The sequence below is a fragment of the Cupriavidus sp. GW822-FHT06G04 genome, assembly GCF_058799075.1.
In genome coordinates, this window is sequence record NZ_JBXALD010000013.1 from 108,393 (window position 1) to 119,204 (window position 10,812).

A 10,812-nucleotide genomic window follows, 5' to 3' on the forward strand; every position below is an offset into this window, starting at 1 on the left:
ACACAAGATGAAAAAGTTGCTTTCGATCTTCGCACTGGTCGGCGCATGCTTTGCCGCGCTGCCCGCGATGGCTTCGGAGGGAGGCTACCCTCTGGAGCCGGCGCCGCTGGATACAAGCGATGTATCCTCGCTGCAGCGTGGCGCCAAGCTGTTCGTCAACTACTGCCTGAACTGCCATGGCGCGTCGATGATGCGCTACAACCGGTTGAAGGACCTCGATCTGACGGACGACCAGATCCGCCAGAATCTGTTGTTCTCGGCCGACAAAGTTGGCGAAACCATGGCGATTGCGCTGCCGCCGAAGGATGCGAAAGCGTTTTTCGGTGCAATTCCGCCAGATTTGTCTGTCATCGCGCGAGCCCGCGGCAATGACTGGCTCTATACATACCTGCGCACCTTCTATCGCGATGATGCCCGCGCGACGGGCTGGAACAATCTTGTATTCCCGAGCGTAGGCATGCCGCATGTGCTGTGGGAATTGCAGGGTCAGCGCGCACCGAAGTACACCGAAGTGGAAGAACACGGCGAAAAGGTGCACAAGTTCGCGGGATGGCAACAACTCACGCCCGGCAAGATGAGCACGCAGGAATACGACCAAGCCGTTGCCGATCTCGTCAATTACCTGAACTGGATGGCCGAGCCTGCCCAAAGCCATCGCAAACGGCTTGGCGTTTGGGTGCTGCTGTTCCTCGGCTTGTTCACGATCTTCGCATGGCGCCTCAATGCTGCTTACTGGAAGGATGTGAAGTAAGCTTCGCTTAGAAGATTCGGTCGCAGGAGTTGTAACAAATCTGGATGTTGTGGAAAGGGTCGGCGCGGCGGTTGCAGCAGTGCAGCACCGCGCCGGCCCTTTTGCCGTGCGCCACTCCGCGATTGTGACGCGGGACGGGCGGTCAGCAACCCTCCCGCTATTTGTAACTAATTTGCTTTTCGATGGGGCGATCCGGCAGAATGTTTGCCCTGTCCGAACTAGCTTTGCGGAGTTCGTCAAGTTCCTACGAACTGGCGCACTTACCACCCAAGGAATTCAACCATGATGGTGTTGTATTCGGGTACCACTTGCCCGTTTTCCCAGCGTTGCCGCCTCGTCCTTTTTGAAAAAGGGATGGACTTTGAGATTCGCGACGTTGACCTGTTCAACAAGCCGGAAGATATTTCGGTGATGAACCCGTACGGCCAGGTCCCGATTCTCGTTGAACGCGATCTGATCCTGTACGAATCGAACATCATCAACGAGTATATTGACGAGCGTTTTCCGCACCCGCAACTGATGCCGGCCGATCCGGTGCAGCGCGCTCGGGCGCGACTCTTCCTTTTCAACTTTGAAAAGGAACTGTTCACCCATGTGTACGTGCTGGAAAACGAAAAAGGCAAGGCCGCGGAAAAGAATCACGAGCGCGCCCGCGCCGCGATTCGCGACCGCCTGACGCAGCTTGCTCCGATCTTCGTCAAGAACAAGTACATGCTGGGCGAGGAATTTTCGATGCTCGACGTCGCGATCGCTCCGTTGCTGTGGCGTCTCGACCATTACGGCATCGAACTGTCGAAGAATGCGGCTCCCCTGTTGAAGTACGCCGAACGGATCTTTAGCCGCCCGGCCTATATCGAAGCACTGACCCCGTCTGAAAAGGTGATGCGTCGCTAAGACGGATCCGACGCCACCGCAAGCGTAATGTCTGAAACTTCCACCAAGCCCTATCTGATCCGCGCTATTTACGAATGGTGCACGGACAATGGTTTTACGCCCTATATCGCCGTATTTGTCGACGGCAACACTAACGTTCCACGAGAGTTCGTCAAGAACAACGAGATCGTGCTGAACGTGAGTTTTGACGCGACCAGCGGCCTGGATATGGGCAATGAGTGGATCGCCTTCAGTGCCCGCTTCGGTGGTGTCTCCCGCAAGATCGAAGTCCCCGTGGAAAACGTGCTGGCCATTTACGCGCGCGAAAATGGCCAAGGTATGGCATTCCCGGTGGAGCGCAGTGTTCCTGAAACGCAGGCCGGCACGGAACGCGAAAACAACCCGCCGCCCAAGCTGGCCTCCGTCGATGCCGACACGTCGCCGCAAACCTCGGCCGACGAGGGCGACAAGGGATCGGACGACGATCCCACACCACCTCCCGTCCCGCGTATCGGCGGCAAGAAGCCGTCTTTGAAGGTGGTCAAATAGGCATCGCCAAAGCGCGCCGCATGCAGTAGAATCGCGGCCTGCACCAAACATGCCGGCTTAGCTCATCAGGTAGAGCAGTTGATTTGTAATCATCAGGTGGCGGGTTCGAGTCCTGCAGCCGGCACCAATAAAATCAAGGGGTTACGCGAGTTTTTTGTGTAACCCCTTGTTCATTTCTGAGCCGGTGTAACCACTGTGTAACCAGATTCGGTCAGCGAAGATCCATCTGGATCACCGGCATACGGTAGGCTACGGCCCTTGCCACTACTGCAATTGCCTAGGATGAGCGCCGACGTTCAGAAAAAACGCAGTCAATCAGCCCACAAACGAGTGAAGTTTCTTGAGCGGGTTGAATACTACATAAATAAGCGCCCTTACTGGACGCCAGCAGAAGGGGTCTTGTTGGTCACGGGCGTCATCCCGCCTTCCGACAGATGCACGGAGATCCCTGGCGAGGGAAGCGATGTACGCCAGCTTGATGACCCCGATTTGCCCGCGACACCGCGTCAATTGCAGTTCGCGAGTCGGTTGCTGGACGAATATTGCAACGATGCACGCGGCGGGATCATGCCCCTTGATGAGATCGTATCGGATGAATTCCTGAAGTGGTGCAACGCTACTGGCGAAGCCTCTTGGAATGTTCCCAAGCTGCTGGAGTTTATGCGGCATATTTACCCGCCCGGCTCTAACCAGCACCCTTTCGCGGTATCCGTAGACGACGAGTTGGCGGCTTTGAGATTATTAGCCACGGCAGATGAGGAGCAAAAAACTCAATTTGCGTCACAGGCCGAGGTCGCAGTGCAACCGGCCTCTAACCATGGTCGGCGTGTCTCCCTCTTGGGGAAAAAAAGACTACACGATCTGGATCATTTAATTGCGGCAGCCATTACGGCGGCGGCTTCTGACGCCACCAAGGAAGTCTGGCTACAGCTCAAGGGAATGGCGCTGGATGAGGCCCCTCCATTCACTGGCCGCATCGAGCAGTACCAGACCAAGAAGGCGACCGTATCTGCCCTTATCTATAAAGCCAATACCGTACAGAAGGACGGAACCATGATGGGCCGTCTGACCGAAGATGCGCTTGGCGCCCGGTTGCGTAGGCTGCGCGAAAAGCAAAAGAGCTAAAACTCACGAAAGATTCCGTCGGTAGCCGTCGATAAGCGACGGTTACCGACGCTCTGGTTCAGCATCTGTTTCTCGAATCGGATCATGGCGTTACGTTGATCGCGTTTGATCAACGTAGCGCACAGGCCCGCATTCCGGCCGATGAGGAACAGAGATGTACGCTACTCAAAATCGTTCAGTCGAACACACCGCGTATCCGTGGCAAACCAAGACCTTTGCCGCTCACAACCATATCGAAGAACAAACGGCCCGCAAGCGCTACTGCCAGACCGGCAGCTACTTCGGCGTCGTGCCCCAGAAGCACGCGAACGGTCGCCTCTTGTGGCCCGCCGTGATCGTCACCAAGCGCGGCACGATTGCTCCGAATGACGCCGCTACCGACGGCAAAGGCGGTGCCGCATGAGCGGCGTACCAATCTATCTGAATGGCGTCGTCCCTAGCTGCTTGGCCAGATTCATGATCGGTACGGCAATACCCCGAAAGACACGGCGCTTCATATCAGCCGCATGGCCGCGGTCTAGATCGGGGCATACATGTCAAAAGTAATCAATTACGCTTCGCCCGAGGATGGTGTTGAGCTCGTTCGCGCCGACGAAGTGGATTCCGTCGCGTCCGACTGGCACATGAAAGGTTGGCTCCCCGAAGGGGAGTTAGTCATTCTTGGTGGTGACGGCGGCGCAGGCAAAACACTGATCGCGATGGATTGGGCGGCTACGCTTAGCAATAGCGGCACGGATCGAGGGATCTTTCCCGATGGCACGCACGCTCAGTACGGCAGTACTCTCATCTGGACTTGCGAAGACGACTGGCGGCGCACGTTGAAGCCTCGGCTGGATGCAGCCGGGGCGAACTACAGGAAGATATTCTTCGTCGGTGATGTCATCGAGTTTAGCAGCCGGCGAAGCTTTGACTTCAAGAGAGACTTGCCGGGCTTGATCAGGCAAATCGAGCAGATCGGCGATGTCAAGATGCTGGTGATCGACACGGTGATGGAAGTCGTCTCCAGCGGTGGATCGAACGCCAAGAAAGTCCGACAAGACTTGATAAAGCTGGTCGAGATAGCACACAGATACCGCATCACCGTCATAGGTATCGCGCACCTCGTCAAGGAGGCGAAAAAGGGCGACCTGGTTAAGAGCCTAGCCGGAAGCCAGGCTTTCAGCAACTTGGCGCGCCACGTGCTGATCGCCATGCGGGTCAACATTCAGGGGCAAGCTCCCGATGCTCCTTCCGTCGGCGTCTTGACTTGTGCCAAGAGTAATCTCTGCAAGCCCGGTGGCGGGCGGCTTTATGAAATGCACCCTGCATGGGTGGCTGCCCCTGATGGCCGTGAAATTGACACCTCCCGGCTCATCTGGCACGACCAGGTGCTTCCCGCTTCCGCCGAAGAAATCCGACGGTGGGCGGCGGATGGAAACAAGGACGAGATGGCGGCCAGCCCGCGCAACAGGGCGCAGGAGTTCCTGTTGCGACTACTGGAAGATGGCCCGATCCCGGCTAACGAAGCTTATGCCCTTGCGGAGGATGAGGGCATAACGCGCAAGATGTTGCGCGGCGCGAGTGGAAAGCTGGATGTTGGAGTTGCCCCTATACCTCAGGGCACGCAGACACCGCTAGGTTGATGACACTGCAGTCCGTCTGAACTCGCGCGGTGAGCGATATTTCAGGGCTTTGTGCGGGTGGCGCTCATTGTAGTGTTCAAACGCAATGGCCAGGCGAGAGAGTGCCGTTGGCACGTCGGCCTTGTCCATATAGGCGACGTAGTTGTGCTTCATGGTCTTCACGAACGATTCGGCCATGCCATTGCTCTGCGGTGAACGTACCGGCGTTGTCAGCGGCTCCAGGCCCAGTTCGCGAGCGAAGCTGCGCGTGCGGTGGTCGATGTAGGCCGAGCCGTTGTCCGTAAGCCATTCGATGGGCTGCGGGGCATGCGTGGTGCCGAAGCGCTGTTCGACGGCAGCCAGCATGACGTCGCGCACCACGTCCCCGCTATGGCCGCCAGTCGTTGCCGCCCAGCTAATCGCTTCTCGGTCGCAGCAATCCAGTGCGAAGGTCACGCGCAGCGGCGTGCCGTCGTCGCACCGGAACTCGAATCCGTCGGAGCACCAGCGGCTATTGCTCCTGTCCACGGCCACGCGGCCGTCGTGCCGCCGAGTGTCTCGGCGCACGCCGGGACGGCGCAGCAACAAATGATGCTCGCGCATGACCCGATACACGCGCTTGTGGTTGGTGCGCGGTGCGCCGACCAGCTCGCGAGTGCGGCGCAGCAGCGCCCAGATGCGCCGGTAGCCGTAGGTTGGCAGGTGCGCAACGTGGGCCTGGATTTCTTCGACCAGTTCCGTGTCGTCAGTCACTCTAGCGCTGCGACCATCTTGCCAATCGGACGGACGAACCCGTTTCACCGCCACACCGGAGCGCGCTACGCCGAGAACTTCGCAGACCGTTTTCAATGGTCGTCCCCCGGCAGCAAGGGCGAGCGCGCAATCAGGTTTTTTGAGCGGCCCCACTCAACAGCCTCCTTCAGGATCTCGACTTCCATCGTCTTCTTCCCAAGCAGGCGCTGCAGTTCCTTGATTTCCTTGATCGCGGCGGCTAGCTCCGATGCCGGGACTACAGTTTCGCCAGCTTGCACCGCTGCCAGACTGCCTTCCTGGTATTGCTTGCGCCAGCCGAACACCTGGTTCGGATTCACGCCATGCCGCCGGGCCACGGCAGACACCGAGGCGCCAGGGGCCAGCGTCTCCTGCACGATAGCGACTTTTTCCTGCGCCGTGCGCCGACGACGGCGCTCCGGCTCGGTCATAATTTCGATGGGTTCCACGTAATGACTAGGCTTACTGATAGGCACAAGACTATCCCTTATTTTAAGAGAGTCCTTGTGTCCTCAGATACGTGGGGCCGCTCCAGATGTGATCTCGACTCGGGTAACCGATGATCAAGGGGCGTGGTACGAGTGGTCGCTGCCGGAGAGAGAGCGACATTTTGAAGCTCTGATCAACTTGGGCCATGCAGACGAAGGGCAAGCGGGTGATTCGGGGCAAGCAGGGCATTCAGGGCAACCAAGGCAAGCAGGGCAGGCAGAGGAACCTCAGAGAACATATGAGATGACTGACCGCAGCACAATGCGGGATTTTTTTATGAGCTTCATGGAAAACAAAGGCGGATTTCGTTCATGATCGAACACTTTGCGCAACGTGACGTAAGGAGAACGTGAACGGCAATTGGCGCAATCCCCGCGCCATTTGCTTTTCATGTCAGTTGCATATCCGGAGGAAGAAAAAATCGATATCAGCATCATAATTTCTCAACACCCTTCAGGTCGGGTGTCATTCTTTCGTCGACTGAATAGTCAATCAAAAACTGCAGCCCCTATGTAATGGGTTTATGTGGGAGATATTTAAAAGAGAACTACTCATGAAAAATCCATCTACGATCAACAGACGTAGGCCTTGTGGGTTACGTCTGTTGATCTCGGATCTCCAGTCTTGAGGTCATCTATCCCCGGAGATATTCAGCCAATAATTTTCTACCATATGACCTGATCCGTTGGCATAACAACCAACGAGATCAATAATGTTCGATAGCAGCAAGTATCGCGGGGATATAGGCAGCGCAGCGCGCGGTCGGCCGATTCGGAGCCATCCCCGGGCGGTAAGGTATCGGTCTCGACGTAGCGCCAGAACTGACCTTCCAGCTCGATCAACTGAGCAATCAGCACATCGTCCCGCGCGATCCGATGGACTTCCAGCGCCTGCCCACACAGCAGCACGGCGACATCGGCAGCCTGCTTGCCTGTGACTGCCAACTGGTGTTGCACCTGGAGTTGCACGTACTCGGGTACGCCGTCTTGCCAGTGTCGGGCGCCAAATTCTCCTGCGGTCTTGCATTCCAGTATCTGCACGTCGGGAACACCAATGACTTCCCGATCTAGGTTGGCGAGCATGAATGGGTGAGCAGCATGCTGGAGAATTGCGTTGACCCTGCGCACCCGATGACCGGTCTGCTGTGTATATGCTGCCGCGACGATGGGTTCCAGCAGAGTCCCCCAATAGACCGGCTCCCGAGTGTTGCTGGGATCGGGTTTTGGTAGCTCGGCATCCCGGCCGGTCTTCTCCAGCCAGAGTTCCAGCTGCGATTTATACGGATTTAGGCCCACGGCTGCGGCGGCATCACTGCCACCAATTCCACGTTTTCTCACCTCAAGCCAGTCTTCGCGGGGCAAGTTCTTCGTGTCCACCAACCGTAATGCAGGGCGGCTGCTGCGGCGCCCCGCGGATTCAGGCAAAGACATATCAACCTCCAACAATGAAAAATGCCCGGTGGGAGTAATCCCGACCGGGCATCTATGCGGTTGCGAAAAGGGTTCATGTGATGAGCTTCATGGCCTCCTCAAAAGCTTTCTGCTTGAGAGTGGCCCCCGCACCGAACCATGCGGCATCGCGCCGGTGGTCGTCGCTGCGCGCGCGACGCTGGTGGTCGACAAACTCGGTGACGCTGTTGAGCAGGCCCCATGCGGTGCCTGCTGCGGAAGCCATTTCGGCACCCCTACCGCGGCCGGCAAACAACTCCTGCACTGTCTTGACAGCGCTGTCGTTGGTGGCCAATGCCGCCGTACCAGTTCCGGTTGTCGGATAGGTCAGCACACGACGGAAGAAGGCCTCCGCTGCAGCATCGTTGATTTTGCGTTCGGACAGGGCTTTCATTCGAGCCATGAAGCCATCCCAAGATGAGATGGCAATACCGAGTTGGCGCTTCACTGCCTGGGCATCGAACTGGCTGCGGTGCGGTACCTTTACGGCACCGGTGATGTCGCCCAACGCTACGGCGAGCGTGTTGTTGCAGACGACGCGAACGGACGTGAACTGTGCAGTGGTGGCCATCGTTCCATCTGCGGCGGTGGCCAACAACAGATAGCCATTCACGCGATCACGGCCTTTGAGCGTTGCGCTTTGGCCCGTCTTGGCGAGCGCCCAGAGCTTTTTGCCGTCTTTGAGAACACCAGCAGTTTCCAGTTCGAATCCACCGACTTCGGTCAGGTCGCGATAGAAATCCAGTACATCAAGGGGCTGCACGACATTGAAGCGGCGGGATACGACTGACAATGGCGCTTTGGTGTCGGACCGGTAAAGCACCTTTTGCTCAGGGAAGGCGTGTATCGATCCGAGCGCGGAGCCGGCGCTACCTGAGACGAAGCGCACTTCGGCTTCTTCGATCTGCCAGTTCATGCCGGCCTGCCGCGCCCACATCTCGATCGGCTGGTTGGGGGCGAGTTGGTTGCCGATGCCGTGCCACGGAGTTTCGTTGGCGTAGGCCATGCTGGTGACAAGGTGCATAAAAGATCTCCTGATAGTTAATGGGAAACAGAAGGCAAAAATGCCTACAGCCGGGGGGGGCTGTAGGCATCGAGCTGGGCAAAAGCGGAAACGCCGTCAGGCGTCAGGATGTGCGTGGCTGCTAGCTGAAGACGTGACCACAATCCAGGCAGGTGTGGTTGTCGAGCACATGGGTGTCGATCTGTTCGCCGATGGCGGAGCCAGCGGCACAACCAGCAGCACCGCCGACCAGGGCTCCGAAAATCGCTCCAGCCAAACCACCAAAGAGCGAGCCAATCGGGCCGGCGACCATGCCGACAGCTGCACCAGCTTCGGCACCGCCCAGCGCCGCCGCCGCGCTACCAGCAGCACCGGCCGCTGCACCGACGGCGCCACCAGCCTTGCGGGCATAGTCGCGTGTGGCAATGCGAGTGGAATTACAGCGGGCACAAGAAAGCAAAGGGTTCATATATCAGCCTCGTGACGATTCAGGGCAGGTGACGCTGCCCAGGCATTCCGGATGGATGCTCACGGAGGTGATATGTGGGTGAAGAATTCTAGGATTTTGGGTCTCTGTCGCTTCGCCTATGACCCCTGCGGGGGGGTTGCCTAGCCGGCTGCCAGAGGTGCACTCTGCCTGCATCGCGGGCACCCAAAGTTCGACGGATTCGAGAAAGCACCCAGAATAAAGCACTTGCCCTCGGTCACTCCCCGGACGACTCCGGTAAAATGTAGGTTAGCTAGTGAAAGATAGACACGGCGTTCAATCTTGCGCAACCTTCGACGGTTTCTTACGGCGTCTAGGAGCATTATTTGCCGTCCAGGCCGTAATTGGACGCATTTGAGGAACATTTCGTGATTTTAGAAGAAGCCAATCGACCAATCCAGGAGAGGTGGTCTGAGATCGTCCAGCACGTTAAGGATGAGTACCTCTCGACGGCGCAATCCTACCCGTGGATTGTTGGATTTTCGGGAGGCAAGGACTCAACAGTCGTCGCCCATGCCGTTTTCGAGGCCCTCCAGGCTATCCCGCCCAGCCAGCGCACCCGCCCCGTCCACATCGTTTCGAACGATACGATGGTTGAGAGCCCCTTGGTAATGGCGCATCTGGACGATGTGTCTCGCCAGATTCAGGCTGCCGTGGACAGCTTGAGCCTTCCCATCACCGTGGCCCGTACTCGCCCGGACCCAGATAAGACCTTTTGGGTTCTGCTCATTGGCAAGGGATATCCGAGCCCGAACCAGCAAATGCGCTGGTGCACCGACCGCCTGAAAATCCAGCCGACGAGCACCTACATCAAGGACAACGTTTCAAAGCACGGCGCAGCAGTGGTCGTCCTCGGGGTGCGTCGAACTGAGAGCGTCCGCCGCATGCGTACGGTGGACAAGTACGAAAACGACCGTGGCTCAAACCTTAACCCCCACTCGAGCATTACGGGCGCCTACATCTTCCGCCCCATTGTCGACCTGACGACGGACGATGTCTGGGAAATTCTCGGCTCGTTCCCTGCTCCTTGGGGTGGCACGCACACCAAGCTGTTCCAGCTTTACCGTGACGCCGAGGGCGGCGAGTGCCCAGTGGTGCTGAGCAAGGACGAAGCCCCGGGTTGCGGCACAAAGAACAGCCGGTTCGGCTGTTGGACCTGTACGGTCGTGGAGAAAGACAAGAGCCTTCAGGGTTTTGTGGACTCTGGCCAGCATGCCTACAAGCCACTCATCGCCTTCCGTGATTGGCTGGTCTCCATTCGTAACGATCGGACCAAGCGCAGCGCTATTCGGCGCAACGGGCGCCTGACCTTCGATGTGTCGGGCAAACACATCCCTGGACCCTTCACTATCCAGGCTCGGCAAGAAATCCTGGACCGCCTACTGGCGGTTCAGGCCGAGTTTGGTGCTCAGCTAATCACCGACGACGAGCTTGACTTGATACACAAGTATTGGGCGATGGACCTGCAGCAAGAGGAGACGCTGGCAAATGCTTGACACCTACGAAGATAGTGGCGTTGCTGACCTGCCCCTATGGGCCGACCCGGAGGCGAACGAAATCTTGCGGGCAGTTTGCGCGAAGCACAAGGTTCCCATGGACGTCATTACGGACCTGGTGGCGCTGCAGCGAGAGCGACAGCACCAAGAACGAGCGGCTGGTATCAACGCGCGCTTCGAGGAAATTCTCGGCGGTATGGAATAAAAACAGGGGCCGTG

At 57.8% G+C, this 10,812-nt stretch carries 11 protein-coding genes, 1 tRNA gene and 1 pseudogene; 9 read left to right on the forward strand and 4 right to left on the reverse strand.

The window, feature by feature from the left end; all coding sequences use genetic code 11:
• Positions 1-7 precede the first annotated feature (7 nt).
• From AC1RKI_RS25215 to AC1RKI_RS25245, 7 genes are all read left to right on the forward strand, one after another.
• On the forward strand, positions 8-751 hold the full coding sequence (locus tag AC1RKI_RS25215; RefSeq protein WP_061956421.1) for a cytochrome c1: 744 nt from the start codon (positions 8-10) through the stop codon (positions 749-751).
• A 282-nt stretch (positions 752-1,033) separates the two neighbouring features.
• Positions 1,034-1,645 (forward strand): glutathione S-transferase N-terminal domain-containing protein, encoded by a 612-nt coding sequence (locus AC1RKI_RS25220; RefSeq protein WP_008643086.1) that lies wholly within the window; start codon positions 1,034-1,036, stop codon positions 1,643-1,645.
• 27 nt (positions 1,646-1,672) lie between these two features.
• The gene (locus AC1RKI_RS25225) at positions 1,673-2,173 is read left to right on the forward strand and encodes a ClpXP protease specificity-enhancing factor (RefSeq protein WP_341248655.1); all 501 of its coding nucleotides are present in this window, start codon (positions 1,673-1,675) and stop codon (positions 2,171-2,173) included.
• 51 nt (positions 2,174-2,224) lie between these two features.
• Positions 2,225-2,300: transfer RNA gene (locus AC1RKI_RS25230), tRNA-Thr, on the forward strand.
• Between the two features lie 155 nt (positions 2,301-2,455).
• The gene (locus AC1RKI_RS25235) at positions 2,456-3,298 is read left to right on the forward strand and encodes a hypothetical protein (protein WP_492798229.1); all 843 of its coding nucleotides are present in this window, start codon (positions 2,456-2,458) and stop codon (positions 3,296-3,298) included.
• A gap of 154 nt (positions 3,299-3,452) precedes the next feature.
• The gene (locus AC1RKI_RS25240; RefSeq protein WP_492798231.1) at positions 3,453-3,701 is read left to right on the forward strand and encodes a hypothetical protein; all 249 of its coding nucleotides are present in this window, start codon (positions 3,453-3,455) and stop codon (positions 3,699-3,701) included.
• 130 nt (positions 3,702-3,831) lie between these two features.
• Positions 3,832-4,920: an AAA family ATPase gene (locus tag AC1RKI_RS25245; protein WP_492798232.1), complete on the forward strand. Its 1,089-nt coding sequence runs from the start codon at positions 3,832-3,834 to the stop codon at positions 4,918-4,920.
• On the opposite strand, the gene AC1RKI_RS25250 is transcribed toward AC1RKI_RS25245, so the two are convergent.
• From AC1RKI_RS25250 to AC1RKI_RS25265, 4 genes and pseudogenes are all read right to left on the reverse strand, one after another.
• Positions 4,912-6,101, reverse strand: a protein-coding gene (locus tag AC1RKI_RS25250; protein WP_492798291.1) for an IS3 family transposase whose coding sequence is annotated in 2 segments (ribosomal slippage) — positions 4,912-5,795 and positions 5,795-6,101 — 1,191 coding nt in all. Because the reading frame shifts where the segments join, the coding sequence is not laid out codon by codon here. The genes AC1RKI_RS25245 and AC1RKI_RS25250 overlap by 9 nt on opposite strands.
• A gap of 795 nt (positions 6,102-6,896) precedes the next feature.
• Positions 6,897-7,589: pseudogene (locus AC1RKI_RS25255) on the reverse strand (YqaJ viral recombinase family nuclease); the annotation flags it as partial.
• Between the two features lie 73 nt (positions 7,590-7,662).
• A complete protein-coding gene (locus AC1RKI_RS25260) occupies positions 7,663-8,631 on the reverse strand; it encodes a DUF932 domain-containing protein (protein ID WP_492798234.1) in 969 nt (322 codons plus the stop codon).
• A 121-nt stretch (positions 8,632-8,752) separates the two neighbouring features.
• Positions 8,753-9,079, reverse strand: coding sequence for a hypothetical protein (locus tag AC1RKI_RS25265; protein WP_492798235.1), 327 nt, complete (start codon positions 9,077-9,079; stop codon positions 8,753-8,755).
• Positions 9,080-9,465: 386 nt separating this feature from the next.
• On the opposite strand from AC1RKI_RS25265, the gene dndC reads away from it, so the two are divergent.
• Together dndC and AC1RKI_RS25275 are read left to right on the forward strand one after the other, a co-directional pair.
• Positions 9,466-10,593: a DNA phosphorothioation system sulfurtransferase DndC gene (gene dndC, locus AC1RKI_RS25270; RefSeq protein ID WP_492798236.1), complete on the forward strand. Its 1,128-nt coding sequence runs from the start codon at positions 9,466-9,468 to the stop codon at positions 10,591-10,593.
• Positions 10,586-10,798, forward strand: coding sequence for a DNA modification system-associated small protein (locus tag AC1RKI_RS25275; protein WP_492798237.1), 213 nt, complete (start codon positions 10,586-10,588; stop codon positions 10,796-10,798). The genes dndC and AC1RKI_RS25275 overlap by 8 nt, the downstream gene beginning before the upstream one ends.
• Positions 10,799-10,812 lie beyond the last annotated feature (14 nt).

Excerpts from the sequence above, each read along its gene's own strand:
- AC1RKI_RS25215 (WP_061956421.1), top strand. The coding sequence starts at position 8 with ATGAAAAAGTTGCTTTCGATCTTCGCACTGGTCGGCGCATGCTTTGCC.
- AC1RKI_RS25275 (WP_492798237.1), top strand. The coding sequence starts at position 10,586 with ATGCTTGACACCTACGAAGATAGTGGCGTTGCTGACCTGCCCCTATGG.
- AC1RKI_RS25225 (WP_341248655.1), top strand. The coding sequence starts at position 1,673 with ATGTCTGAAACTTCCACCAAGCCCTATCTGATCCGCGCTATTTACGAA.
- AC1RKI_RS25260 (WP_492798234.1), bottom strand. The coding sequence starts at position 8,631 with ATGCACCTTGTCACCAGCATGGCCTACGCCAACGAAACTCCGTGGCAC.
- AC1RKI_RS25220 (WP_008643086.1), top strand. The coding sequence starts at position 1,034 with ATGATGGTGTTGTATTCGGGTACCACTTGCCCGTTTTCCCAGCGTTGC.
- AC1RKI_RS25245 (WP_492798232.1), top strand. The coding sequence starts at position 3,832 with ATGTCAAAAGTAATCAATTACGCTTCGCCCGAGGATGGTGTTGAGCTC.
- AC1RKI_RS25265 (WP_492798235.1), bottom strand. The coding sequence starts at position 9,079 with ATGAACCCTTTGCTTTCTTGTGCCCGCTGTAATTCCACTCGCATTGCC.
- AC1RKI_RS25235 (WP_492798229.1), top strand. The coding sequence starts at position 2,456 with ATGAGCGCCGACGTTCAGAAAAAACGCAGTCAATCAGCCCACAAACGA.
- AC1RKI_RS25240 (WP_492798231.1), top strand. The coding sequence starts at position 3,453 with ATGTACGCTACTCAAAATCGTTCAGTCGAACACACCGCGTATCCGTGG.